Here is a 26,029-nt window from a genome sequence, read left to right as displayed (position 1 = left end):
CGTCGCCAACGAAAAAGCGCCCGCGACCGGCGCGGGCGAAGGGAGGATGAGGTGCATCCCTAGGTCATCGGCCGCCGCTGCGCTCAGGCCGGTTCGTGGGCGATTCGCTTGATGAACCCGAAGTCTCGGGTCTCGAAGATCAGCGACACCAGCACCCCGAGCACCAGGGCCCAGAACGAGGCGCCGATGCCCCAGAGCTGGATTCCCGAGGTCGCGATGAGGAAGGCGAACAGCGCGCCCATCACGTGCTTGTGTCCGGCGAAGGCCATCGACAGCGCCGAAGTCAGCACCCGCATCAACGCCAGCCCGGCGATGATGGCGATGAAGTAGCCCGGCATGGTCTCGATCAGGCTGAAGAAGTAACCGTAGAACGGGCCGCACAGCACGAAGATCGCGCCCACGATCACCGCCGCCACCCAGCGCCGGTCTGCGTCGCCGGCCTCCGGCGACGAACAGATGCCGGTCATCGGCGCGGCGATGCAGGTGCTGTGCAGGTTGAAGAAGGCCGAGATCATGGTGGCGAAGCCGTTCACCGCGGTGATTCCGTTGGCCGGCACTTCCCGGTAGCCCATGCCCTTCACCAGCCCCACGCCCGCCGGGGTTTCCATGCCCACCAGGATCAGCGCCAGGGGCAGGCCGTAGGCCAGGAAGGCGGCCATGGTGAACTCGGGCATCACGAATTGCGGGAAGGTCACGGAGAACTCGAGGCCCGAGAGGTCCACCCCGGTCGCGACCAGATAAGCGATCCCGGCCGCCATCGAGACGATCAGCGGCGGGACACGGCGCAACAGCCGCGAGGACACGAAGAACGTCAGGATCATGATCGCGGCGGGCAGCATGGCGCTCTCCAGCGGCGTGACCATCTTGGTACCGAAGCTCAGCAAGATGCCGGCGACCATCCCCATGACGATGGGCATCGGGATCAGGCGCATCACCGTGGACATCACCCCGCCCAGCCCGGCGACCAGCGAGATCGCGCCGGCGATCAGCGTCGCACCCAGCGCCGGCGCCAGCCCCACCTGGGGAATCACGGCGGCGAACAGCAAAGCCCCGGGGATCGAATTGGCCATGGGCAGCGGCAAGCGGTAGTAGGACGGCACCAGCAGGCCGAACACGCCGTTGATCACGAAATAGGCGATCACCCAGAGCATGATGAATGCCGGATCGAGTCCGGCGGCGGTGCCCGCGCTGATGTGGATCACTCCGGCGCTGAGGCCGAAGATCCCCGCCACCAGGCCGGCGGTGACATTGTCGACCGACATGTCGCGGATGAAGTCGCGGGGCAGGTTCTTGAAACCGACCCCTTTCTCGATGTGTTTCATGGCGTCCTCCAGGGAGGCTTATTGTCATTGGAATCGAAGGTGCGATTGATGGGAGCGAACCCGCGCCGCTCAGCCCTGATCGCCGCCCGCCACCGGCACCACGCTGCCGGTGATGTAGCTGGCATCATCCGAGGCCAGAAACAGGATCGGCGCGGCCTGCTCATCGAGGGTGGCGTAGCGGTGCATCAGGCTGCTCGCCTTGGTCTGGTCGATGTGCGCCTGGAACCAGGCCCGCTCCTGCTCGGTGCGCGCTTCCGGGGTGCCGCGCGAGATACGCCGTGGCGGTGCTTCGGTTCCTCCCGGCGCGGTGGCGACGACGCGGATACCGGATTCGGCGTACTCGAAGGCCAGCGACGCGGTCATGGCGTTGATGCCGCCCTTGGCCGCCGAATAGGGAATCCGGTGGATGCCCCGCGTGGCCGCCGAGGAGACGTTGACGATGACGCCGCTGCCCTGCTCGACCATCGCCGGCAACGCCGCCCGGCAGCACCACAGCGTCGGCATCAGCGAGCGGGTGATCTCGGCGGCGATCTCGGCCTCGCTGAACTCGACGAACGGCTTGAAGTTGATCGCACCGCCGACGTTGTTGATCAGCACGTCGATCCGGCCGAAGCGCTCGCGGGCCTGGCGCATGGCGCTCTCGGCGCCTTGCCAGGTTTCGAGATCGGCCTGGACGGCAATCGCCTCGCCCCCTCGTTCGACGATGCCCGCCACGATCTCATGCACGACGTCGGCGCGATCAACCAGCACCAGCCGGCCGCCCTCCGCGGCGGCCCGCTCGGCGACCCGCCGCCCGATGCCCTGGGCGGCCCCGGTGACGACCATGACCTTGCCATCGAAGCGTGCGGCACTCATGCGACCTCCTCGCTGGCGGGCGTCAGGCTGGGAGCGAACTTCTCGTAGTGAAAGCTGGCCGGCGCAATGTCCTGCTCGCGGAAATGCTTGAGCACGGCATCGACCATCGGCGGCGGTCCGCACAGGTAGACGTCAACGTCGCCGTCGTGCAGCGTGTCGGCCTCCATGTGATGGGTCACGTAGCCCTTGCGCGGGTGCTCGCTTGCCTCGTCGGCGACCACGGTGGTGTAGCTGAAGTTGGGCAGTCGCCCGGCGTAGGCGTCGAGCTCGTCGCGCTTGACCAGGTGATCGTCGCGGCTGACGCCGTAGATCATGTGGATCGGTTGGTCGCAGCCCTTCTCGCTCAGCAGCTCGAGCATCGACAAAAACGGCGCCAGGCCGGTGCCGCCGGCCAGCATCAGCAGCGGCCGCTTGACCTCGCGCAGGTAGAAGCTGCCCAGCGGCCCGGTCATGGTCAGGCTATCGCCGGGCGTGGCCGTGCCGGTCAGGTAGCCGCTCATCAGGCCCTCGGCCACGTTGCGGATCAGAAACGACGCCCGCTTGTCGCCCGGGCGCGAACTGAACGAGTAGGAGCGCGTCTCGTCGCTGCCCGGCACCTGGATGTTGATGTACTGGCCGGGCAGGAACGTCAGTTCGGCCTCGTCGTCCAGGTCCACGATCAGTTCGATGCTGTCCTCGGAGAGCGGATCGACCCGGGCCACCTGACCGGTCAATTCACCGACCTGGGTCTTGCACAGCGTCGAGGCCACCGGCACCTGGATGATGCAATCGGAGCTCGGCACCATCTGGCAGGTCAGCACCTTGCCCTCGGCCTCCTCCTGCTCGGAAAGCGCCTCCTCCAGATAATCGTCGCCCATGTCGAAGGCACCCTGGTCGCAATGCCCCTTGCAGGTACCGCATACGCCGTCGGAGCAGTCCATCGGCAGGTTGATCTTCTGGCGATAGGCGGCGTCGAGCACCGTTTCCCCCGACTTGCAGGTGATGAAGCGGGACACGCCGTCCTCGAAGTTGAGTGCAATGGTGTAGCTCATGATCGTTCTCCTCCCACCCGGGCGGCGCTCAGACGTGATAGACGTCGATGACCTGGTGGATATAGTCGTTGTTCAGCACCACCTTCTTGTAAGCGATCAGTGGCGCGTCCCCGGACACGTCCAGGGTGTAGAAGGACGTGCCGAAGTAGGCGTTGGTCTGCTGGTAGCGGTGGCTCAGGGTGTGCCAGTTGAAGCGCAGCTCGACCTTGTCGCCGTCCTGGCTCAACACCTCCAGGTTGGAGATCTGGTGGGTGGTGCGCGGTTCGGGAATGCTGGTCGCCCCGGAGCGTTCGGTCTTGATGCGGTAGACGCGATCCTCCAGCCCCTCGCGGTTGGAGTAGTAGATCAGCGAGATCTCGCTCTGCGGATCCTCGGTCAGCCGGTCGTCGTCGTCCCAGGCCGGCATCCAGAACACCGCGTCCTTGCTGTAGCAGGTCAGCCACTCGTCCCATTCGCGGTCGTCGAGCAGCCGCGCCTCGCGATGGACGAAGGCCTGGATGTCCAGAAAATTCATGCTCATGGCGATGCCCTCTCTTACGAAGCGCTCGTTGCTACGGGCGTGGCGGGAATGAACTGGCTGCGCTGCTTGTCGATGGCGCGCAGCATCTCCTCGACCCAGTGCTTGTGATGCATCACGTACAGGCCCTCGTCCTCGGGCGACGCGCCGCTGAGCCGCGGCTTCATGTCGATGGCCTTGGCGTTGTCGTCGGCGCCCTCGATCCACTGCGTGGCGCCGCGGCTCAAGTCGTTCCACTCGGCATCCAGTCCGGCGTAGCCGTTCTGGCAGGCCCGGAACTCCTCCAGGTCGTCGGGTGTGCCCATGCCGCTGACGTTAAAGAAGTCCTCGTACTGGCGGATACGCAGCGCCCGATCCTCGGCGGACTCGCCCTTGGGCGCGAAGCAGTAGATGGTGACTTCGCTCTTGTCGACGGCCAGCGGGCGGATGACGCGGATCTGCGTGGAGAACTGGTCCATCAGGTAGACGTTGGGATACAGGCAGAGATTGCGGGTCTGATTGACGATGGAGTCGGCCCGCGCTTCGCCGAACTCGGCCTCGATTCGGTCCTTCTGGTTGTAGACCGGGCGTACCTCGGGGTTGAGCAGACGCGTCCACAGCATCATGTGGCCGTTTTCATAGGAGTAGAAACCGCCCAGGCTCTTCGACCAGCCGTTGGCGTCCACCGCCTTGGTGCCGCCGGCGTCGTAGTTGCGACGGTCCATGGTCGAGGAGTAATTCCAGTGCACGGTGCTGACGTGGTAGCCGTCGGCGCCGTTCTCGGCCCCCAGCTTCCAGTTGCCGTTGAAGGTGTACGAGGAGGTACCGCGCAGGATCTCGAGGCCGTCCGGCGCCTGGTCGACGATGTTGTCGATGATCTTGGTGGTCTCGCCCAGATGCTCGGTGAGGGGCTGGACATCCGCGCTCAGGCTGCCGAACAGGAAGCCGCGGTAGTTCTCGAACCGCGCGATGCGCTTGAGATCGTACGAGCCGTCCTGCTTGAAGCCCTTCGGGTAGGCGCCGGTCTTCTCGTTCTTGGCCTTGAGCAGCTTGCCGTCGTTCTTGAACGTCCAGCCGTGGAACGGGCAGGTGAAGGTGCCCTTGTTGCCGCGTTTCTTGCGGCACAGCGTGGCACCGCGGTGGGCGCAGGCGTTGATCAGCGCGTGCAGCTCGCCCTGCTTGTCGCGGGTGACGATCACCGGCTGGCGCCCCAGGGTCACGGTCATGTAGTCGCCCGGCTCGGGAATCTGGCTCTCGTGGGCCAGGAACAGCCAGTTGCCTTCGAAGATGTACTTCATTTCCAGCTCGAAGAAGGCCGGGTCGGTGAACATGCTGCGGTGACAGCGGAAGATGCCGTTGTCGGGATCGTCGACGACCGCGCTGCGAACCCGCTGCTCGAGACGATCAAGCTGAGTGGTCATGATCATGCTCCTCGTAGTGTCTTGTGACCGCTGCCTCCCCGGGGTGACCCCGGCACCGGGCCAGGGTTACCCAACCCATCGCCTGGGCGACGGGAAGTCAGCGGTGATCAGGCATTCGTCAGGGATGTGCCGGGATCAGGCCTCGGTCTCGGCCGTCGACCGCTCGCTCGACTCGAACGTATCCTCGAGGGCACGCGGGCGTTTGTGGCGGCCTTGCAGCTCGGGATCGGTGGTCCTGGCCAGCTCGACGTCGAAGATCACTTCGGTGAACGGACTCTCCAAGCCGCGTTCTGCCGCCTCGGCCGGGTCCTCGATGCGCGTGCCCTCGACCACCAGTTCCTCGCGCGTGGCGAAGGCGAAGTCGTCGAAGGTGTAGGGATCGCCGGCCAGGTTGATCTGGGTGGTCAGGTGCTTGTGACCGGGCGCCGAAATGAAGTAATGGATATGCGCCGGGCGCTGGCCATGCCGGCCCAGGGCCGAGAGCACCTGGTCGGTGGGACTCTCCGGCGGCACGCCGTAACCGGAGGGAATGATGCTGCGCGCGCGGTAGCGTCCCTCGGCATCGGTCAGGATGGTCCGGCGCAGGTTGTAATCCGACTGCGACGGATCGAAGAACGAGTAGTTGCCCCTGGAGTCGGCGTGCCAGATCTCGACCTGGGCGCCAGGAACCGGCTTGCCGTCGGTGTCGCGTACCTGACCGGTCAACCACATCACCTCGGCGTCCGGGTCGCTGCCGTCGTCCATGCGCACCTCACCCTCGCTGACGGGAGCGCCGGCAACGTACAGCGGGCCTTCGATGGTACGCGGCGTACCGCCGCTCAGGCCGGCCTGTTCGTCGGCCGCGTCCATGCGCATGTCCAGGTAGTGGTCGAAGCCCAGCCCCGGCGCCAGCAGGCCGAACTGACCGGTCTCGCCCAGTCGATTGAGCAGGCTGACGGTGGACCAGAACTCCTCGGGCGTGATGTCGAAGTCATCGATCAGCTGGTACACGTCGGACAGCAGGCGATGCATGATCTGCTTGGCGCGCGTGTCGCCACCGGTCTGCTCGAAGCCACTGACCAGGTTGAGGAATTCCTGGACTTCGCGGGTATCGTAGATCTTGACGGTCATGGTCGTTACCTCACTTGTTGTAGTCATTGGTGGTGATGAGTCGGCGTGGTTAGGCTCAGCCAGGGTTGGCTGCTCAGCTATCGTCGTCGCGCACGGACGACGGATGCCGACACAGCGGCCTGACGCGGATCTCCATGTAGGGGAACAGCGGCAGGTTGCTGATGATCTCCTGGAGTTCGGCGTTGTCCTCGACATCGAAGACGCTGACATTGGCGTAGCTGCCGGCGACCCGCCACAGGTGGCGCCACTTGCCCTGTTGCTGCAATTGCTGGGCGTAGGCCTTCTCGGTCGCCTTGATGTCGGCGGCACGCCCGGTGGGCATGTCGGGGGGCAGCTTGACGGTCATTTCGACGTGGAACAGCATGATCGGTCTCCCGTGATGGATGGCCTCTGACGAGGTGTTCGGGCCTCAGCCGTCGTTGCGGCGGTAATAGCCCAGCTTGTCTTCATCGAGGGTGACGCCCAGCCCCGGACCCCTGGGCAACTCGACCCCGAACTCGTGATAGCGCAGCGGCTCGCTGACGATGTCGTCCTTGAGCAGCAGCGGCCCGAACATCTCGGTGCCCCAGGCCAGGGTGTCGAGGGTCGCCCAGGCATGCAGCGAGGCCGCCGTGCCGAGGGTGCCCTCGAGCATGGTGCCGCCGTACAGGCCGATCCCCGCCGCTTGGGCGACATGGGCCAGTTCGAGCGCCCCGCAGGGGCCGGCGGACTTGGCGATCTTCAGCGCATAGGCGCCGCTGAAGCCGGCGGCGGCCAGGGCGTAGCCGTCGCGGGCGTCCTGGATCGCTTCGTCGGCGAGCATCGGCACCTGGAAACGCTGCGCCAGGCGCACCAGGCCGGCGAACTCACGCGCCGGAATGGCCTGTTCGATCAGCTCGATGCCCGCCTCTTGCAATGCGGCGATGCCACGGACCGCCGTGGCCTCGTCCCAGGCCTGGTTGACGTCGACGCGCACGCTGGCCCGGTCGCCCAAGGCCGCCTTGATGGCCGCCACGTGACGCACGTCGTCGTCGACGGCGTTGGCGCCGATCTTGAGCTTGAAGTCGCAGTGGCGACGGTCGTCGAGACGCTGGAAGGCTTCGTCGATATCCTTGCGGGTATCGCCGCTGGCCAGCGTCCACAGCACCGGCAGGTGAGCGTGACGGGCCCCGCCCAGCAGGTCCGAGACGCTCAGTCCCAGGCGCTTGCCCTGGGCGTCGAGCAGCGCGGTTTCCAGTGCCGACTTGGCGATGGCATTGCCGCGCACGTGACGCTGCATGCGCGCCCGCAAGGCGTTGAGGTTGGCCGACGGCTGCCCGATGAGCAGCGGCGCCAGGTAGGTGTCGATGTTGCGCTTGATGCTTTCCGGGCTCTCCGGTCCGTAGCTCAAGCCACCGATGGTGGTGCCCTCGCCCAGTCCTTCGAGGCCATCGGAATGGCGCATGCGCACGATGACCAGGGTCTGGCAGGCCATGGTGGTCATCGACAGCTTGTGCGGCCGAATGGTCGGCAGGTCGACCAGATGGGTTTCGATGGTGTCGATCACGGCGGACATGCGTGGCTCCCGAATTGCGCCCTGTGCAGGATTGAAGGCAGTTTGATTGCGCCCCGGGAGTGAAACCAATATCGTTTGAGTGCGCTTCCATACCCAGGAGGTATCATGGAACTGCGTCACCTTCGCTACTTCTGCGTCGTGGCCGACGAGCTCAACCTGACCCGCGCGGCCCGTCGGCTGAACATGGCTCAGCCGCCATTGACCAGGCAGATCAAGCAATTGGAGGAAGAAGTCGGCGTCAGGCTGTTCGAGCGGAGCCGGCGGGGACTGACCCTGACCACGGCGGGCCAGTTCTTCTATGAGCATACCCTGCAGGTACTGGAGAAGCTCGACACCACCATCACCGCCACCCGCCACATCGATCGCAGTAAATTGTTGATGTTCGGGATAGGTTTCGTGCCTTCGCTGTTCTACGGCCAGTTGCCGCTGCTGGTGCGCGGTTTGCGACAAAAGGATAACGTCGAGCTGGCGCTGGTCGAGCTGACCACGGTGCAGCAGATCCAGGCGCTCAAGGCCGGGCGCATCGACATCGGCTTCGGCCGCCTGCAGATCGACGACCCCGACGTGGAGCAGGAGATCCTGTTCGAGGAGCCGATCATTGCCGCGCTGCCGGCCGGGCACCCGCTGGAAAACACCCAGCCGACCCTGGCCGAGCTGGCCCAGTACCCGCTGATCCTGTTTCCGGCCTCGCCCAGGCCGAGCCTCGCCGACGTCATGCTGGGCCTGTTCCGGCGCCGCGGGCTCAAGGTCAGCGTGGCCCAGGAAGCCAACGAACTGCAGACGGCGCTCGGCCTGGTGGCCTCGGATCTGGGCATAACGCTGGTGCCCGAGCAGGTCGGCCGGCTCAGGCGCGACAACATCGTCTACGTGCCTCTCGCCGAGAAGCACATCACCACGCCGATCATCTGCAGTCGCCGCCGCGGCGAGCCGGCCTCGCCGGTCATGCGGGAAGCCAATGCGATTCTCGAGGTGCTGGTCGAGAACCGCCGCAGCGGCCGCTACCCGGGCACGACGCCAGCCCTCGTTCGCCCGTGATGCTCCTGTGCCGCTCGAGCGACTAGAATCACCACAATCCATCCGCTCGATAATCCCCGGACAAGGAGTACCCGCATATGGCCCCCACCTGGCCCAGGCATGAACTCACCGAACGGCTCGGTTTAAGCTTGCCGCTCATCCAGGCGCCGATGGCCGGTGCCAACGACGCCCGCCTGGCGATCGCCGTGAGCCGCGCCGGCGGGCTGGGCTCGATCCCCTGCGCGATGTCGAGCGTCGAGGCCATCGAGCAGCAGGTCGCGCGCTTTCGCGAGGCCAGCCGCGGGCCGCTGAACCTCAACTTCTTCTGTCACACGCCGTCGCCGCCCGCGCCAGAGGCGCAGCGCAAATGGCGCGAGGCGCTGGCTCCCTACTACCGCGAGACCGGACTCGATCCCGACCAGCAGGCGCCCGCCGCCCAGCGTGAGCCGTTCGGCGAGGCGCACTGCGCACTCGTCGAACGGCTGCGTCCCGAGGTGGTGAGCTTTCATTTCGGACTGCCCGAGGCCGGCCTGCTCGAGCGGGTCAAGGCCGCCGGCTGCACGGTGCTGGCCAGCGCCACCACCGTCGCCGAGGGTCGCTGGCTGGAGACTCATGGGGTGGACATGGTCATCGCCCAGGGCGCCGAAGCGGGCGGTCATCGCGGCATCTTCCTGAGCGCTGACGTCGACCGCCAGCCCGGCACCCTGGCGCTGGTGCCGCAACTGGTCGACGCGGTGAGGCTGCCGGTGATCGCCGCCGGTGGGATCGGCGACGCCCGCGGCATCGCCGCCGCCTTCGCCCTCGGTGCCTGCGGCGTGCAACTCGGCACCGTCTATCTGGCCACGCCCGAGAGCCTGATCGGCGATATCCATCGCGCCGCGCTGCAAAATGCGCGCGACGACAACACCGTGATCACCAACCTGTTCTCGGGACGTCCGGCGCGCGGGCTGGTCAATCGCGTGGTCGGCGAGCTCGGGCCGTTGTCGCCGCTCGCGCCACCCTTCCCGAGCGCCGGCGGCGCCCTGGCTCCGCTCAAGCAGGCCTTCGAGGCGCGAGGCAGTGGTGACTTCTCGTCGCTGTGGGCCGGCCAGGCCGCGGCGCTGGCCCGAGAGCTAGACGCCGAGACGCTGACCATTCGGCTGGGCGAAGAGGCACTGGCCCGGTTGCGCGCGCTGAGCGGCGTCTAGCGGCGCTGCTAGCGAGCGAACACCACCGTGCTGCCGCCATGCAGGAACACCCGCCGTTCGATGTGATAGCCGATCGCCCGGGCCAGGGTCAGGCACTCGATGTCGCGCCCCTTGGCGACCAGGTCCTCGGGATAGTGGGTGTGATCGACCGGCTCGACGCCCTGGGTGATGATCGGCCCCTCGTCGAGGTCGTTGTTGATGTAGTGGGCGGTGGCGCCGACCAGCTTGACGCCCATCGCGTAGGCCTGGTGGTAGGGCTTGGCGCCCTTGAAGCCGGGCAGCAGCGAATGGTGGATATTGATCGCCCGACCGCTCAGCAATTCGCACATCGCCGGCGAGAGCACCTGCATGTAGCGCGCCAGGATCACCAGCTCGGCGCCGGTATCCTCGATCACCCGGCGAATCTGCGCCTCCTGCTGGGGCTTGGTCTCGGGGGTGATCGGAAAGTGGTGGTACGGCAGCTCATGCCAGGCCGCCAGCGGCTCGAGATCGGGATGATTGGAAACCACCGCGCGGATGTCGATGGGCAACTGGCCGATGCGGTAGCGATAAAGCAGGTCGTTGAGGCAATGATCGGCCTTGGAGACCAGGATCACCGTGCGCGGGCGGGTACCCGGTGCGGTGAGCTCGTAGTCCATGTCGAACTCGGCGGCTCGCGGCGCGAAAGCCTCGTCGAAGGCCTGCGCGTCGAAGTCCGGTTCCTCGGGGCGAAACTCGGCGCGAATGAAGAAGCGCCCACTCAGGCGCTCGTCGAAGGAGTGGATCTCGGTGATGTAGCAGCGCCGCTCCTTGAGAAAGCGCGTGACCACGTCCACCGTGCCCAGCCGGCTGGGGCACTGGGCAGCGATGATCCAGGTATCGGGGGTGCGGCTCATGGCGACCTCTCGAGACGAAGGCCGGGCGAACCCGACCCGGAAAAGCGTTTCATTCCCAGCTCCCAGCGCTCACGACTCGACCGTCACGCCGTACTCCTCGGCGGCGTCGAGCAACCAGCGATAGCAGTAATCGGCGAAACTGCGCCGCACCACCAGTTCCCAACGGTCGTCAAAGGGCCGGCGCAGAATCACCGTGGCCTTGGCGAAAACCGTGGTCACGCCTTTGCCGACCGGGAAGTGCTGCGGATGCACGTCATAGGGAGTGGATTTCATCAGCGCCTCGCGGGCACACGGCCCGCTGAGCTCGATGACGGTCTGTCCGCCGCTGGCGTCGACGATAGCGAAGTGGGCATCGCCCAGGGCATCGCGCAGGCGCTTCTCCAGCGAGAAAGCTTCGCCGTCGGGGACGATGACCAGCCACTCGTCCGGCGACAGCCACTGGATCGAGCGCTCGCCGCGATCGTCGACCGTCAGCGCCCCGGGACGCGCCGGCAGGCCAAGGCCGAGCACCTCGCGCACCGCCTCGTCGAGCACGATCGCCCCGCCGCGCAGGATAAGATGGCCGAGGAAGGCCCGCTCGCGCAGCGTCACGCCCGGTGCGTGGGCTGTCGGTACCGGCAAGCTCGACCGCGAGAAGGCCAGCGGCGATTCGGCCTCGACTTCGGCGGTCGGCCGGCTATCGAATTGACGCACATCAGACATTCTGGCGCTCTCCCTTGGGATCAACGAACACGGTGCTGACGATCTCGGCGGCATGGACCTTGCCGTCGACCATTGGCAGGTAGACGGTCTCGCCTATCCGCTGGTGGCCGCCCTTGACCACCGCCAGGGCGAAGCCGCTGTCGAGTACCGGGCTGTAGTAGCTGGAGGTGACGTGACCGACCATGCGCATGGGGATCGCCTGCTCGGGATCGAGGACGATCTGCGCGCCCTCCTCGAGCACCACCCTGGGGTCGTGCGGGCGCAGGCCGACCAGTTGCTTGCGATCGCCGCGCCGGGTGTCGGAGCGGCTCAGCGCGCGCTTGCCGATCCACGGGAACGGCTTGTCGTAGCCGATCGCCCACTGCATGCCCAGATCCTCCGGGGTCACCGAACCGTCGGTGTCCTGGCCGACGATGATCAGCCCCTTCTCGGCACGCAGCACATGCATGGTCTCGGTGCCGTAGGGCGTCAGGTCGTACTTCTCGCCGTGGGCGAACAGGGTCTTCCAGACGTGCATGGCGTAGTTGGCCTGGACATTGATCTCGTAGGACAGCTCGCCGGTGAATGAGATGCGAAATACCCGCGCCGGCACACCGGCCACGGTGCCCTCGCGCCAGTCCATGAACTTGAACTGCTCGCGGTCGAGATCGATGTCGGTGATCTCGGCCAGCAGGTTGCGCGCCTCGGGGCCGGTCACGGTCATCGTCGCCCAGTGGTCGGTCACCGAGTCGAAGTAGACCTGGAGTTCCGGCCATTCGGTCTGGTGCCAGAGCTCGAGCCACTCCAGCACGCCCGCGGCGCCGCCGGTGGTGGTGGTCATCAGGAAGTGGTTGTCACCCAGGCAGCTGGTGGTGCCGTCGTCCATCAGCATGCCGTCGTCCTTGCACATCAGGCCGTAGCGGACACGCCCCGGAGCCAGCTTGGCCCACTTGTTGGTGTAGATCCGGCCCAGGAACTCACGAGCGTCGGGGCCCTGGATGTCGATCTTGCCCAGCGTCGAGGCATCGAGGATTCCCACCCCCTCGCGCACCGCCAGGCACTCGCGGGCCACCGCGTCGTGCATGCTTTCCTTCTTGCCGTTGACGGTCCGGGGGAAGTACCAAGGGCGCTTCCACTGGCCGACGTCCTCGAACTCGGCGCCGTGCTCGACGTGCCACTGGTGTAGCGCGGTGTAGCGCTCGGGATCGAACAGCGCACCGCAATGGCGGCCGACGATCGCGCCGAAGGTCACCGGCGTGTAGTTGGGGCGGAACACCGTGGTGCCGGTCTGGGGAATCGTCTGTCCCAGGCAGCGCGCGGCGATCGCCATGCCATTGATGTTGCCGAGCTTGCCCTGGTCGGTGCCGAAGCCCATCGCGGTGTAGCGCTTGACGTGCTCGATCGACTCGAAGCCCTCGCGGGTGGCGAGCTCGATGCCCGCCGCGGTGACGTCGTTCTGCAGGTCGACGAACTGCTTGGGCGCGCGCAGCGTGGGTTTCTCGTGAGGCACCTGGTAGAGCGCACAGGCCGCGCCCTCGCGAATCGCCGCGACGCGCGGCGTGGCCAGCGTGGCCGCCGTGAAGCCGCAGGCCTCGGCGGCGCGCTGACCGGCGGCGAGGCCATCGGCAAGCACTTCGCCGAGCGCGTAGATACCGCGCGCGGCGCCAGCCGGCGTCATTCCCGGCACGTCGCCGGGCACGAACCCCAGGATCGTCTCGTCCCAGCTCGGCCGCGCGCCGGTGTGCGACGAGAGATGCACTACCGGGCTGTAGCCGCCGGAGCTGGCGATGGTGTCGCAGGTCAGTTCCTTGATCTCGCCGATCACCCGGAAGCCGTCGACGTCGATCGGCGCCACCCGCGCGGCGCTGACGCGATTCGCTCCCTTGGCTTCGATCACCGCGCTGCCGGCGATGATTTTCAACCCCGCGGCCCGCGCCCGCTCGACGAGCTCGCCCTCAGGATTGGCGCGGGCGTCGACGATCGCCACCACCTCGCGACCGGCGTCGAACCAATCCAGCGCCGCGCGGTAGCCATGATCGTTGCTGGTGGAGAGCACCAGCTTGCTCCCCGGCACCACGCCGTAACGACGGATGTAGCTCGACACCGCCCCGGCCAGCAGGTTGCCCGGCACGTCGTTGCCGGCGTAGACCAGCGGCCGCTCGTGGGCGCCGCTGGCCAGCACGACCCGTCCGGCGCGCACGCGGTGCAGCCGCGAGCGCGTCTGGCGGCGGCCCTCGAGGCGCGGCGCGCTGTCGGCGAGGTGCTCGGTGCGCCGCTCGTGCAGGGTGACGAAGTTGTGATCGTGATAGCCGTTGGCGGTGGTGCGGGGCAGCAGGGTGACATTGCCCTGCGACTCGCCCAGCGCCTCGAGTTCGGCAAGCGTCGCCTCGACCCAGGCCATCGCCGGGGCCTCGTCGAGGGTCTCGCGGCTTTCCAGCAGCGAACCGCCCAGCTCTTCCTGCTCGTCGCAGACGATCACCCGCGCGCCGCTGCGCGCGGCCGAGAGCGCCGCGGCGAGCCCGGCCGGGCCGGCGCCGATCACCAGCACGTCGCAGTGGTGGTTCATGTGATCGTAGCTGTCGGGATCGGGCTCGCCCGGGCTGCGCCCCAGCCCGGCGGACTTGCGGATGTATTTTTCGTAGGTCATCCACAGCGAGGCCGGGGCCATGAAGGTCTTGTAGTAGAAGCCCGGCGGCATGAACTGCCCGCCCAGCTTGCCGATGGTGCCCATCAGGTCGCGCTGCACGTTGGGCCAGCCGTTGGTGCTGCGTGCGACCAGACCGTCGTACAGCGCCTGCTGGGTGGCACGCACGTTGGGCACCTGGGTCGCCTCGTCGGCACCCAACTGGACCACCGCGTTGGGTTCCTCGGCGCCGGCGGCGACGATCCCGCGCGGCCGCGAGTACTTGAAGCTGCGGTTGACCACGTCGACGCCGTTGGCGAGCAGCGCCGAGGCCAGGGTATCGCCGGCGTAACCGCTGTAACGCGTGCCGTTGAAGGTGAACGCGAGCGGCCTGCCGCGATCGATGCGGCCGCCCTCCGCCAGCCGGTTGGGCTGCTGCGTGGCACTCGATGGCTGGTTCATGCCCGGACTCCCTTGTTTGCGGCGCTATTGTCATCATCAACGGCCGCGGGCGCGGCGGCGTCACTGGCGCCAACGGTCTGCTGGCCGCCGTCGGCGACCTGCACGCCCGCCGCCTTGGCGTCGCGGGCCAGGCTCTCGGCGGTGATCGTCGGCGGCTCGCCCATCCGGTAGGTCTCGAGGATGGCGTAGCTCACCGTATGCCGGGTGATGTTGAAGAACTTGCGACAGCCCACCGCGTGCACCCATAGCTCGTGATGAATGCCCCGCGGGTTGTCGCGAAAGAACAGGTAGTCGCCCCACTCGGCATCGGAGCAGGCGTCCGGGTCCGCCGGGCGGGCGATGTGCGCCTGGCCCTTGGGATGGAATTCTTCCTCTTCGCGATATTCTTCGCAGTAAGGGCAGTAGATATGGAACATGATGGTCTCCCTTAGTGCGCCACGCCCGCGGCGCCATGCTCATCGATAAGAGCACCGCTCCGGAACCGATCGATCGAGAACGGCGCGGCCAGCGGATGGGCCTGCCCCTTGGCCAGCGTCCAGGCGAACACGTTGCCCGAGCCGGGGGTGGCCTTGAAGCCGCCGGTGCCCCAGCCGCAGTTGAAGTACAGTCCCTTGATCGGTGTCTTCGAGAGGATCGGGCAGGCGTCCGGACAGGTATCGACGATGCCGCCCCACTGACGATTCATGCGTACCCGCGAGAAGATCGGGAACATCTCGACGATCGCCTGCAGGGTGTGCTCGACGGTGGCGTAGCTGCCGCGCTGGCCGTAGCCGTTGTAGCCGTCGATGCCGGCGCCGATCACCAAATCGCCCTTGTCGGACTGGCTGATGTAGCCGTGGACGTGATTGGACATCACCACGGTGTCGAGGATCGGCTTCAACGGTTCGGAAACCAGGGCCTGCAGGGGGTGCGATTCCAGCGGCAGCTTGAAGCCGGCCATCTTCGCCAGCACCCCGGAGTTGCCGGCGGCCACGCAGCCCACGCTCTTGGCGCCGATATCGCCGCGGTTGGTATGCACACCGACCACTCGGCCGTCGACGATCTTGAAGCCGGTGACTTCGGTGTTCTGCAACAGGTCGACGCCGCGGCTGTCGGCGCCGCGGGCGTAGCCCCAGGCCACCGCATCGTGGCGCGCCACGCCGGCGCGCGGCTGCCACGAGGCGCCCATCACCGGGTAGCGCGCACGCTTGGAGCAGTCGAGGATCGGCACGATCTCCTGCACCTGACTGGCATCGAGCGCCTCGCTGTCGATGCCGTTAAGGCGGTTGGCGTTGACCCGGCGCTGTATGTCGCGCATGTCCTGCAGGGTGTGACCGAGGTTCAACACGCCGCGTTGCGAGAACATCACGTTGTAGTTGAGATCCTGCGAAAGCCCCTCCCAGAGCTTCATCGAATGCTCGTAGAGCGCCGCCGACTCGTCCCACAGATAGTTGGAACGCACGATGGTGGTGTTGCGCGCGGTGTTGCCGCCGCCCAGCCAGCCCTTCTCGATCACCGCGACGTTGGTGATGCCGTGCTCCTTGGCCAGGTAATAGGCGGTCGCCAGGCCGTGGCCGCCGCCGCCGACGATGATCACGTCGTATTCGGCCTTGGGCGTGGGGTTGCGCCACTGGCGCTGCCAGTGCTCGTGATGGCTGAACGCGTGCTTGACCAGGCCGAAGCCGGAATAGCGTTGCATGGGGGCTCTCCTGCATGTGGAGCGGTGGCGCAGCTCGCAATGGGCGACACGACACCAACCGGTTACCGCGATGGTATCGGCGGGTCCGCCGCGCAAGATGCTCGCCGGCGTCACCCGCCGGCGCGTTTACGACATGCCGGGCGATGCGCTGCTCAACACTGTGTTTCCGGCGCCGACATTGCACCGCAGCGTGACGACTGGCGACAATAGACGCCCCGTCGATCCCCAACCAAGGACTTCGCATGCTCGCCGAACTCTTCGCGGTAATGGCGCCGGTATTCTTCGGCGCCAGCCTGGGTTACTTCTGGATACGCCTGGGCTACGACTACCCGGTCGAGTTCGTCACCAAGCTGGTCTTCAACATCGGCACCCCGGCGCTGGTGCTGGCCGCGCTGGGCAACGCCGAGATCGACGCCCAGAGTTTCGGCCGGACGATGCTCGGCACGCTGCTGGTGCTCGCCGCGATGGGCCTGGCGAGCGTGCTGATGGCCAGGCTGCTGGGCAAGAGCTGGAAGGTCATCGTCTCGCCGATGATGTTCCCCAACACCGGCAACATGGGCCTGCCGGTGACGCTCTATGCCTTCGGCAACGCCGGCTTCGCCTACGCCATCACCTCGATGGTCTCGGTATCGCTGGTCCAGTTCACCTTCGGCGCGCTGCTCGCCAGCCGCAGCGGCCGTCCGCTGCGTACCCTGGCGCGCACGCCCACCTTTTATGCGATCCTGATCGCCACCGGACTGCTGCTCACCGATACCACCCTGCCGCGCTGGCTGGCCAATACCGTGGATCTGATCTCGGGCTTCAGCGTGCCGCTGATGCTGATCACCCTCGGCGTGTCGCTGGCCAGCATCCAGGTCAAGAGCATCGCCGCCGGCTTCAAGTTCAGCCTGCTGCGGATTCCCGCCGCCGCGGCGATCGCCTACGGAGTGGGTCACCTGCTCGACCTGCCGCCGCTGGCGCAAAGCGTCCTGGTGCTGCAGATGAGCATGCCGGTGGCGGTCTACAACTATCTGTTCGCCCAGCGTGCCCGGCGCGAGCCGGAATTCGTCGCCGGACTGGTGTTCTGCTCGACGCTGCTGTCGTTTTTGTACCTGCCGGTGCTGCTGGCGGTACTGCACTAAGCACAGGGCCACGCGCTTGGCGTGGCCCTGGTCGTTACGCTCGCCGGCGGTGTGGCGATTCAGCTCTGGGTTTTCTCGCCAAGATAATCGGCCTTGCTGACACGCTTGAGCCACAGCGGGTTCGTCCAGGCGGTATCGCCATCGGCATCGTCGACTTCCAACGCGACCCAGCCCTCGGCGTCGCCGGGAATCTCGAAGGTCAATGTCGCGTCAGTGCCGTCGAGCGATTGCGAGGCGAGCACCTTACCGCCCTGGCCGATCAGGCGCGCTTCCTTGAGGCCGTTGACGGCAGTGGTGTTCACCGTCCACTCGCCCTTGGCGTCCTCGATCAAGCGTAGACTGTCGCCGAACATGTGGTTCTCGGGGAATAGTAACGGCCCCTGGGTAGCGTAACCGTGGCCGTCCTTGAGAGCACGGGCGAAGGTGCGTGGGGTCAGCTCTCCGGGAACGTGGCCCATCATGCGGATGCGGCCAGTGAGGTCATTCCAGGCGTCATGCGTGTCGGTACCTGCCGTGAAATACACACGCGCACCTTGATCCCACAGACGTTGCGCGGCTTTCAGCGTGGGCGCATTGTCCACCTCAGCGTTGAGTTCGAGCAGGTCGAAATGCGGCGTAAAGCCGCCGGGCACCTTGCCATCGCCTAGGTTCTGCAGATAGCCGTAGGCGTTGTATGGGTGGTTGAGGGGAATCACCTCAGCGCCCAGGCGACGCACGTCCGCGATGATGTCCTGCACATCGGCGGTGCCGGGATCGACCTTGAGTTCACCGTTCATCTCGATGGGGAACGGATTCATGTGGCCCCACGAAGGCGAAATCTCGATTGAAGGAATGAACGGCACACCGCGCTCGGCCGAGAGCTTGCGGAAGGTGTCGTGGTTGGCGGTGGAGTCGTGATCGCTGATGAAGGTCAGGTCAAGATCCGTGGCCAATTGCGCACGCACTACGACATCCGGCGGTGTGGTGCCTTCCAGCACGTTGGCATGGTGGTGCAGGTCGGCGCCGTACCAGTGTGTGTCGTTGGGCTCGACGAGACGCTCGATCTCGACCGTCTTGTCGATCTCTTCCCCGGTCTCGAGGCTGACGTCCAGCGTTTCCTCCCGAGCCGTGAAGCCGGCACCAGCGTTAACGCCCAGGCGATACTCGCCGGGGGCCAGCTTGAGCTCGGCATGCCCGGCCGGGTCCAGCTCGGTGAAGAAGGTCTGCTTGCCGAGGAACTCCACCAGTGGCTGCTGGCCCTTGAGGATAGTCAGTCGCGCATCGCGCGGCATGTCGCCCGTTTCGCTGCGGATATCCAGGCTAAGCGTACCGGGCCCCTGAATGCCATCGAAGGTTAGCTTGCGCTCGCTGCCATCGGTGATGTTGAGCGTGACCGGCTTGGAATTAGCGAAGCCTTCCGCGGTCGCGTACGCCTGATACTCGCCCACCGGCAGTCTCATCGAGAAGGTCCCCTCGTCGGCCAGCGTCCAGGCATAGGGCACCCCGTTCTTCTCGATCACTACCAGGCCGTTGTGCGGTGCCTGGCCACTGCCATTACGCAGTTGACCGTGAATCTCGCCGCTCGCGAGGTTCTTGCGCTCGATCTCATTGGCCACCACCGGTGCCAGGTCGCCTTCCGGTACTACCTGCAACCAGCCCTCGAAACTACGCGATTCACCGGCTTTCAGGCTGTGCTCCAGGTACATGTCCTTGCCCTGATAATTGATGCGGTCGAAATACGGCGCATGCAAAGCGAAAGCCCAGTCCTGATCGTAGGCCACCACGCGATCGGTCAGTGCAGCGCTGGCCTCGGTTTCCTTGGCGTCGCCCAGACCGGGTACGCCGAACAGGTAGCCGGTATCCGGCCATAGCGTGAAGCCTGAACGAATGTCCTTCAGCGGCGCCTCGCCCTGATTGTCGAGCACGGTTTCCAGATGCACGCGGTCGCTGCCGGCCTCCAGCGTGTAGGTAGTCGTGACCATCACCTCGCCGAAGTTGCGGCTGACACGGATCACCGCGCGCTCAGGTGACTTCTCGACGACCTCGACCTTCCTGCCATCGTTGGGCCAGGCGGACCAGTTGTTGGGAATAAAGTCGGCGAAGGCGACCCGGTCGAGGTCGATCTCGCCGTCCTTCACCGCCGCCAGGTCGACCAGGGTGCCCCGCGGCACGCCCCAAGGCGGCCGCGATTCGACGGCCAACGCGAAGGCTAGCTTATCGTTGGCGACGGTGATGTCCTGGGCGTTGATGGCCTCACCATCCGGAATATCAGTCGCGCCGCGCGTGACGCTGACATCGGCCTGCGCCGCCAGTGGTAAACTCGCCAAAAGGCCCAATACCAATCCGACTGTAGCAGGATGACGCGCACGGCATTGGCTGTTGGCCGCCGGAAACAAGGTTGGCTGCATTATGAATGCTCCCTCGCATAGCAAATTGTTATCGAAAGTCTCGCTTTTCATCATGCTCATTTTTGATCGAACGTTCAATTAATTCGGACTAAAACGTACAGTCGGTGAGGCTCAGACACTGCCAGGCATACACCAGGCATCAAAAAAGCCCCGGGCCATTTGCTGGCTCGAGGCTTTGACGTTTTCTTCTGACCTTCCACGACCGCCCGAGGCGGCCGATAGAGTGGATCAGTTACGCTTGATTGCGGCACCGAAACGCTTGTTGAAGCGCTCGACGCGGCCGCCGGTGGTCGCCTGCTTCTGCTTGCCGGTGTAGAACGGGTGGCAGTTGGAGCAGACGTCCAGATGGAAATCGTCGCTGGCCGTGGTACCGATCGAGTGGGTTGCACCACACGAGCAGGTTGCCGTGACCGTCTTGTATTCCGGATGGATACCTTGTTTCATCGTGAAGCCTCATGAAGCGGTGTGCCGCCACCCGATCCTGTATCGCTGTTCGGTCGAGCACCGCACACGGGTTGTGAGTAACCGGTTGACTTCCATGCCTCGCCAGCAACGGCCGGAGCAGGAAGGCCGGGCATTATAGCAGAGCCAGCAGCGGAGGCCAATTGTCAACCACCCCCCCCGAGAGTCCGGCGCCCTGCGTGCTGGGCGTCGCCGTGCCCACCCCGTTGCGCCGCCTATTCGATTATCGCCCCTGCCAGCCGGCGCCTTCGCGGGGCTGGCAGCCGGGGCTGCGGGTGCGGGTGCCGCTGGGCAAGCGCGAAGTGGTCGGCGTGGTCGTCGAATGTCGCGACACCAGCGACTTTCCGCTCGCGCAGTTGAAGCCGGTGGCGGCCTGGCTGGACAGCGAACCGCTGCCCGAGGATTGGCTGTGGCTGTGCCGCTTCACCGCGCGCTACTACCAGCACTCGCTCGGCGACACCCTGCATCAGGCGATGCCGGTGCTGCTGCGTCAGGGCCGGCCGCTGGAGGCGCGCACCCGCGAGCGCTGGCAGCTCACCGCGAGCGGCCGGGACCTCGACCCGGCCCGGCTGGGCCGCGCCCGCCGCCAGGTCGAGCTGGTCGAGCTGCTGCGCCAGCACCCGCGCGGGGTCATCAGCTCGGTGATCAGCGCCCAAGGCTTCACCCGCGCCCAGCTGCGCGCGCTGGCCGACAAGGGGCTGATCGACTGCCACGAGGAGCCGCTGACCGCCGCGCCGGCGCCCAGCCACGGCGGCCTGCTCGCCGAGCCCGCGTTGACCCTGAATCGCGAGCAGGCGACGGCGCTGGCCGCGCTGCACGAGGGGCTGGATCGCTATCATCCCTGTCTGCTGCATGGCGTCACCGGCAGCGGCAAGACCGAGGTCTACCTGCAACTGATCGAGGCGGTGGTGGCGCGCAACCGCCAGGCGCTGGTGCTGGTGCCGGAGATCGGCCTTACCCCGCAGACCCTGGCGCGCTTTCGCCGTCGCTTTAGGGTCCCGGTGATCGCCCTGCACTCGGGACTCAGCGATGCCGAGCGCCTCGATGCCTGGGAGGCCGCCCGCGCCGGTCGCGCGCCGATCATCATCGGTACCCGCTCGGCGCTGTTCACGCCGCTGGCGCGCCCCGGGGCGATCATCGTCGACGAGGAGCACGACGGCTCGTTCAAGCAGCAGGACAGCCTGCGCTATCACGCCCGCGACCTGGCGATCGCCCGCGCCCATCATCACGACATTCCGATCGTGCTGGGCAGCGCAACGCCGTCGCTGGAAAGCCTGGTCCAGGCGCGGGCCGGCAATTATCGTCACCTGCGGCTGACCCACCGGCCCAGCCATCACGCGCCGGCGCGGCTCGAACTCACCGACCTGCGCGGTCGGCCGCGCCAGGGTGGGATGATTCCGCCGACCATCGACGCCATTCGCCAGGCACTCGCCGCCGGCAACCAGGTGCTGGTGTTCATCAACCGCCGCGGTTTCGCCCCCACCCTGGCCTGCCATGCCTGTGGCTGGCTGGCCGAATGCGATCATTGCGACGCGCGGCTGACCCTGCACCGCCAGCCGCCGCAGCTCACCTGCCACCATTGCGAACGCCAGCGCGGCCTGCCAGACGCCTGCCCCGAGTGCGGCAGCGCCGACCTGCGCCCGCTGGGCACCGGCACCGAGCGCAGCGAGGAAACCCTCGCCGCGCTGTTCCCCGAGGTGCCGGTGCACCGCATCGACCGCGACAGCACCCGGCGCAAGGACGCCCTCGAGAACACTCTCGCCGAGATCCGCCGCGGCGAGCCGTGCCTGCTGGTGGGCACGCAGATGATCGCCAAGGGCCATCATCTGCCGCACGTCACCCTGGTGGTGGTGGTCAACGCCGACGCCGGGCTCTACGCCAGCGACTTCCGCGCGCTCGAGCACAGCGCCCAGCTACTGGTTCAGGTGGCCGGACGTGCCGGACGCGCCGACCGCCCCGGCCGGGTGTTGGTGCAGACCCTGCATCCCGACGACCCGCACCTGCGCCTGCTCGCCGAGAGCGGCTTCGACGCGCTCGCCGAGACGCTGCTCGATGAGCGCCGACTGGCCGCCCTGCCACCCTATCGCTTCATGGCCCTGCTACGCCTGGAGAGCCCGCGCGAGGCCGACGCCATGGCGCTGGCCGGCGACGCTGCCACCCAGCTGCGCCAATGGCTCGCCGAGCGCGCCCTGAGCGTCGACTGCCTGGGGCCGGTGCCCGCGCCGATGGAGCGGCGCCAGAATCGCTACCATGTGCAGCTGATGCTATCGGCGGCCAAGCGCAGTCCGCTGCACGAAGCCTGCGCCTGGCTCACCGGCTGGCTCGAGCAGGCACCGGGGGCGCGCCGCGCACGTTGGGCGCTCGACGTCGACCCGCAGACGTTGAGCTAACGCTACGAGCCACGAGCTACGAGCCACGAGCCACGAGCCACCGAAGCCCGAAGCCCGAAGCCCGAAGCCCGAAGCCCGAAGCCCGAAGCTGATGTTGTGGGTTTAAAGCCGCGGCGCAATTGCCGATAATGGCCGCCCAAATGCTCGCACGCGAGCGACGCTTACACGCCTTCACCGGCGCGCGACCCGCCTTCATCGCTCGCGCTCCCAGGCCACAGGACTGCACGCAAGCCACATGAAAGACACCATCATTGCACTGCTCGACGAGGCCCTGGCCACGCTCAAGCAGCAGGGCATCGTGCCCGCCGACGCCTCGCCGGCCTATAAGGTCGACCCCGCCAAGGACAAGGCCCATGGCGACTATGCCAGCAACCTGGCGATGACCCTGGCCAAGCCCGCCGGCAAGCCGCCGCGCGACGTCGCCCAGGCGCTGATCGAGGCGCTGCCCGCCAGCGATGCCGTGCGCAAGGTCGAGATCGCCGGACCCGGCTTCATCAATTTCTTCGCCGCCACCGACGCCGTGGCCCAAGTGGTATCGGCGATCCTCGACAGCGGCGACAGCTACGGGCGCAGCATGGTCGGCGCCGGGCGCAAGGTGCAGGTGGAGTTCGTGTCGGCCAATCCCACCGGCCCGCTGCACGTCGGCCACGGCCGCGGCGCGGCGGTCGGCGACTGCCTGTGCCGGCTGCTCGAGGCCAGCGGCTACGACGTCACCCGCGAGTTCTACTACAACGACGCCGGCGCGCAGATCAACAACCTGGCGCTGTCGGTGCAGGCTCGTGCCAAGGGCCTCACGCCCGACGACGCCAGCTGGCCCGCCGACGGCTACCGCGGCGGCTACATCACCGACGTGGCGAAAAGCTACCTGGCCGGCGAGACCGTCGATGCCGACGATCGCCACGTCACCGCCAAGGCCGATCCCGACGATCTCGACGCCATTCGCGACTTCGCGGTGGCCTACCTGCGTCGCGAGCAGGATCTCGACCTCAAGGCCTTCGGGGTGGCCTTCGACGTCTACTTCCTCGAGTCCTCGCTGTACGAAGACGGCAAGGTCGAGGCCACCGCCGCCAAGCTGGTCGACGGCGGCCACACCTACGAGGCCGACGGCGCGCTGTGGCTGCGCACCACCGATTTCGGCGACGACAAGGACCGGGTGATGCGCAAGCAGGATGGTGGCTACACCTACTTCCTGCCCGACGTCGCCTACCATCTCGACAAGTGGCAGCGCGGTTTCGAGACGGTGATCAACGAACAGGGCGCCGATCATCATTCGACGGTGACCCGCGTGCGCGCCGGCCTGCAGGCGCTTGAGACGGGCATTCCCGAGGGCTGGCCGGATTACGTGCTCCATCAGATGGTGCTGGTCACCCGCTCGGGGGTCGAGGTCAAGCTTTCCAAGCGCGCCGGCAGCTACGTCACCCTGCGCGATCTGATCGACGAGGTCGGTCGCGACGCCACGCGCTACTTCCTCGCCGCGCGGCGCGCCGACTCGCAGCTGACCTTCGACATCGACCTGGCCCGCTCGCAGTCCAACGACAACCCCGTGTACTACGTGCAGTACGCCCATGCCCGGGTGTGCAGCGTGATGAGAAAGGCCGAGGCCGACGGCCGGCCCTTCGACCACGACCTGGCGCTGGCCAATCTTTCCCTGCTCGAGACCGACCAGGAGAAGGCGCTGATGAATCGCCTGGCCCGCTACGCCGAGGTCGTCGCGCACGCCGCCGCCAACCGCGAACCGCAGCAGATCGCCCAGTACCTGCAGGATCTCGCCGCCGATTTCCATACCTGCTACAACGCCGTCAAGGTAATGGTCGACGACGCTCCGCTGCGCAATGCACGCCTCGCGCTGGGCCTGGCCACGCGCCAGGTGCTGCGCAACGGTCTCGACCTGCTGGGCGTCAGCGCGCCCGAGGAGATGTAAGCCATGGCCCGCACCGCCACGCAAAGCTCGAGCCGCCGGCGCGCCCCGGCGAAGGGCGCCACCGCACGCCGCTCCCAGCGCAAGCAGTCCAGCGAAGGGCTGCGCGTGCCGGGCTGGCTGTGGGCGTTGCTGGGCCTGGTCGCCGGCTTCGCGCTGGCCCAGTACTTCCAGCAGTCGGCGCCGCCGATGGCGACGCTGATGCCCAAGCCGGCCAGCCAGACGCAGGCACCGTCGTCTTCGTCTTCGTCGTCGGGCAAGGCGCAAGCCCCGGCCAAGGACGAGTCGCGCATGCCGACCTTCGAGTTCTACACCCTGCTGCCCGAGTCCGAGGTCGTCGCGCCCAAGGTCGAGGCCTATCAGTCCACGCCACGCCCCAGTGACGACACCAGCGACAAGCCCGATGCCGGTCAGGCCGCGAAAGCCGCCGGGGGCGGCAGCTTCATGCTGCAGGCCGCCTCGTTCAAGAACGTCGCCGATGCCAAGCGGCTCGCCGGACGCCTGCAGAATCTCGGCCTGCTGGCCAAGATCACCGCGGTCCAGGCCAACGGCAACCAGACCTGGCATCGCGTGCAGGTGGGGCCCTACGAAGACACCCGCGAACTCAGCCGCGCTCAGGACCTGATGGTCACCCAGGGCATCGAGCCGCTGATGATCAAGCTGCAGAACTGAAGTCGGGCGCCCGCGCCGTGGCCGGGCCCGGCGGGCGCTTCCTTCCCGGCGTGCCTATCGCCTGCATGCCGGGCACGCCGTCGATCCTTTCCAGCCTCGAACCGATTGCTCCTTGTGCTTGATTTCAGGGCACGTCGCCCGCATCTCCCGATGCATAGCTTTGATTGAACAAATAGCCTTGCAGCGGCACTGCCTCGTCACGCAGTGTCCCATTCGTCATCGGGTGCCACACGTCAGCTCGGCGCCCCGCAACGGAGTTCCCGCCACATGACCACGATCGTTTCCGTGCGTCGCGATGGCCAGGTGGCCCTGGCCGGCGATGGCCAGGTCTCGCTGGGCGACACGGTCCTCAAAGGCAACGCCAGCAAGGTGCGCCGCCTGTACCGCGGCCAGGTACTGGCCGGTTTCGCCGGCGGCACCGCCGACGCCTTCACGCTGTTCGAGCGCTTCGAGTCGCAGCTCGAGAAGTACCAGGGCCATCTCACCAAGGCCGCCGTCGAACTGGCCAAGGATTGGCGTACCGACCGCGCCCTGCGCAAGCTCGAGGCGATGCTGGTGGTCGCCGACAAGACCGCCTCGCTGATCATCACCGGCAACGGCGATGTGGTCGAGCCCGAGCGCGGCATCATCGCCATCGGCTCGGGCGGCAACTTCGCGCTCTCGGCGGCCCGTGCGCTGCTCGAGAACACCGAGCTGTCGGCCCGCGAGATCACCGAGAAGTCGCTCCACATCGCCGCCGACATCTGCGTCTACACCAACCACAACACCGTCATCGAGGAGCTCGCCTGAC

Annotated in this window: 22 protein-coding genes; 7 read left to right on the top strand and 15 right to left on the bottom strand. The window is 66.8% G+C overall.

Going from position 1 to position 26,029, the window contains the following annotated elements; all coding sequences use genetic code 11:
- Window positions 1-83 precede the first annotated feature (83 nt).
- The 8 genes from R6258_RS05525 to R6258_RS05490 all read right to left on the bottom strand — a co-directional run bounded on the left by R6258_RS05525 (window position 84) and on the right by R6258_RS05490 (window position 7,769).
- On the bottom strand, window positions 84-1,322 hold the full coding sequence (locus R6258_RS05525) for a benzoate/H(+) symporter BenE family transporter (protein ID WP_318448424.1): 1,239 nt from the start codon (window positions 1,320-1,322) through the stop codon (window positions 84-86).
- 69 nt (window positions 1,323-1,391) lie between these two features.
- Window positions 1,392-2,177, bottom strand: coding sequence for a benzoate diol dehydrogenase BenD (benD, locus tag R6258_RS05520; RefSeq protein WP_318448422.1), 786 nt, complete (start codon window positions 2,175-2,177; stop codon window positions 1,392-1,394).
- A complete protein-coding gene (gene benC / locus R6258_RS05515; RefSeq protein WP_318448421.1) occupies window positions 2,174-3,208 on the bottom strand; it encodes a benzoate 1,2-dioxygenase electron transfer component BenC in 1,035 nt (344 codons plus the stop codon). Before benC ends, benD begins: the two co-directional genes overlap by 4 nt.
- A gap of 28 nt (window positions 3,209-3,236) precedes the next feature.
- Window positions 3,237-3,728: a benzoate 1,2-dioxygenase small subunit gene (gene benB / locus R6258_RS05510; RefSeq protein WP_318448419.1), complete on the bottom strand. Its 492-nt coding sequence runs from the start codon at window positions 3,726-3,728 to the stop codon at window positions 3,237-3,239.
- 14 nt (window positions 3,729-3,742) lie between these two features.
- Window positions 3,743-5,125 (bottom strand): Rieske 2Fe-2S domain-containing protein, encoded by a 1,383-nt coding sequence (locus R6258_RS05505; protein WP_318448417.1) that lies wholly within the window; start codon window positions 5,123-5,125, stop codon window positions 3,743-3,745.
- Window positions 5,126-5,260: 135 nt separating this feature from the next.
- Window positions 5,261-6,235 (bottom strand): catechol 1,2-dioxygenase, encoded by a 975-nt coding sequence (catA, locus tag R6258_RS05500; RefSeq protein ID WP_318448415.1) that lies wholly within the window; start codon window positions 6,233-6,235, stop codon window positions 5,261-5,263.
- Window positions 6,236-6,308: 73 nt separating this feature from the next.
- The gene (gene catC, locus R6258_RS05495; RefSeq protein WP_318448413.1) at window positions 6,309-6,599 is read right to left on the bottom strand and encodes a muconolactone Delta-isomerase; all 291 of its coding nucleotides are present in this window, start codon (window positions 6,597-6,599) and stop codon (window positions 6,309-6,311) included.
- Between the two features lie 45 nt (window positions 6,600-6,644).
- On the bottom strand, window positions 6,645-7,769 hold the full coding sequence (locus R6258_RS05490; RefSeq protein WP_318448411.1) for a muconate/chloromuconate family cycloisomerase: 1,125 nt from the start codon (window positions 7,767-7,769) through the stop codon (window positions 6,645-6,647).
- Between the two features lie 105 nt (window positions 7,770-7,874).
- Between R6258_RS05490 and R6258_RS05485 the strand changes: the two genes are divergently transcribed.
- Window positions 7,875-8,804 carry a LysR family transcriptional regulator gene (locus R6258_RS05485; RefSeq protein ID WP_318448409.1) on the top strand — a complete coding sequence of 310 codons (930 nt, stop codon included), beginning with the start codon at window positions 7,875-7,877 and terminating at the stop codon, window positions 8,802-8,804.
- A gap of 77 nt (window positions 8,805-8,881) precedes the next feature.
- Complete coding sequence (locus R6258_RS05480; protein ID WP_318448407.1) at window positions 8,882-9,970, top strand: nitronate monooxygenase; 1,089 nt, start codon at window positions 8,882-8,884, stop codon at window positions 9,968-9,970.
- An 8-nt stretch (window positions 9,971-9,978) separates the two neighbouring features.
- Here the strand turns inward: R6258_RS05480 and R6258_RS05475 are convergent, their stop codons facing one another.
- The 5 genes from R6258_RS05475 to R6258_RS05455 all read right to left on the bottom strand — a co-directional run bounded on the left by R6258_RS05475 (window position 9,979) and on the right by R6258_RS05455 (window position 16,289).
- Entirely contained in the window at window positions 9,979-10,845 is an 867-nt protein-coding gene (locus R6258_RS05475) for a formyltetrahydrofolate deformylase (RefSeq protein WP_318448406.1), read from the bottom strand.
- A gap of 69 nt (window positions 10,846-10,914) precedes the next feature.
- Window positions 10,915-11,547 (bottom strand): sarcosine oxidase subunit gamma, encoded by a 633-nt coding sequence (locus tag R6258_RS05470; protein WP_318448404.1) that lies wholly within the window; start codon window positions 11,545-11,547, stop codon window positions 10,915-10,917.
- A complete protein-coding gene (locus tag R6258_RS05465; protein WP_318448402.1) occupies window positions 11,540-14,611 on the bottom strand; it encodes a sarcosine oxidase subunit alpha family protein in 3,072 nt (1,023 codons plus the stop codon). Before R6258_RS05465 ends, R6258_RS05470 begins: the two co-directional genes overlap by 8 nt.
- On the bottom strand, window positions 14,608-15,027 hold the full coding sequence (locus R6258_RS05460) for a sarcosine oxidase subunit delta (protein WP_318448400.1): 420 nt from the start codon (window positions 15,025-15,027) through the stop codon (window positions 14,608-14,610). The genes R6258_RS05465 and R6258_RS05460 overlap by 4 nt, the downstream gene beginning before the upstream one ends.
- A gap of 11 nt (window positions 15,028-15,038) precedes the next feature.
- Entirely contained in the window at window positions 15,039-16,289 is a 1,251-nt protein-coding gene (locus tag R6258_RS05455) for a sarcosine oxidase subunit beta family protein (RefSeq protein ID WP_318448398.1), read from the bottom strand.
- A 242-nt stretch (window positions 16,290-16,531) separates the two neighbouring features.
- Between R6258_RS05455 and R6258_RS05450 the strand changes: the two genes are divergently transcribed.
- Window positions 16,532-17,410, top strand: coding sequence for an AEC family transporter (locus tag R6258_RS05450; RefSeq protein ID WP_318448396.1), 879 nt, complete (start codon window positions 16,532-16,534; stop codon window positions 17,408-17,410).
- Window positions 17,411-17,469: 59 nt separating this feature from the next.
- Here the strand turns inward: R6258_RS05450 and R6258_RS05445 are convergent, their stop codons facing one another.
- Window positions 17,470-19,797, bottom strand: coding sequence for a CehA/McbA family metallohydrolase (locus R6258_RS05445; RefSeq protein ID WP_318448394.1), 2,328 nt, complete (start codon window positions 19,795-19,797; stop codon window positions 17,470-17,472).
- Window positions 19,798-20,025: 228 nt separating this feature from the next.
- Window positions 20,026-20,241: a 50S ribosomal protein L31 gene (gene rpmE, locus R6258_RS05440; protein ID WP_318448392.1), complete on the bottom strand. Its 216-nt coding sequence runs from the start codon at window positions 20,239-20,241 to the stop codon at window positions 20,026-20,028.
- A 161-nt stretch (window positions 20,242-20,402) separates the two neighbouring features.
- Between rpmE and R6258_RS05435 the strand changes: the two genes are divergently transcribed.
- From R6258_RS05435 to hslV, 4 genes are all read left to right on the top strand, one after another.
- Window positions 20,403-22,649, top strand: coding sequence for a primosomal protein N' (locus R6258_RS05435; protein ID WP_318448390.1), 2,247 nt, complete (start codon window positions 20,403-20,405; stop codon window positions 22,647-22,649).
- Between the two features lie 235 nt (window positions 22,650-22,884).
- On the top strand, window positions 22,885-24,570 hold the full coding sequence (gene argS, locus R6258_RS05430; RefSeq protein WP_318448387.1) for an arginine--tRNA ligase: 1,686 nt from the start codon (window positions 22,885-22,887) through the stop codon (window positions 24,568-24,570).
- A 3-nt stretch (window positions 24,571-24,573) separates the two neighbouring features.
- Window positions 24,574-25,239 (top strand): SPOR domain-containing protein, encoded by a 666-nt coding sequence (locus R6258_RS05425; protein ID WP_318448386.1) that lies wholly within the window; start codon window positions 24,574-24,576, stop codon window positions 25,237-25,239.
- Window positions 25,240-25,506: 267 nt separating this feature from the next.
- Window positions 25,507-26,028 (top strand): ATP-dependent protease subunit HslV, encoded by a 522-nt coding sequence (gene hslV, locus R6258_RS05420; RefSeq protein WP_318448384.1) that lies wholly within the window; start codon window positions 25,507-25,509, stop codon window positions 26,026-26,028.
- The last annotated feature ends 1 nt before the right edge of the window (window position 26,029 follow it).

The organism is Halomonas sp. HP20-15 (assembly GCF_033446685.1).
Lineage (GTDB): Bacteria > Pseudomonadota > Gammaproteobacteria > Pseudomonadales > Halomonadaceae > Modicisalibacter.
Note: the sequence above shows the minus strand (reverse complement) of the source record. Positions and strands in the feature narration are given on the sequence as shown.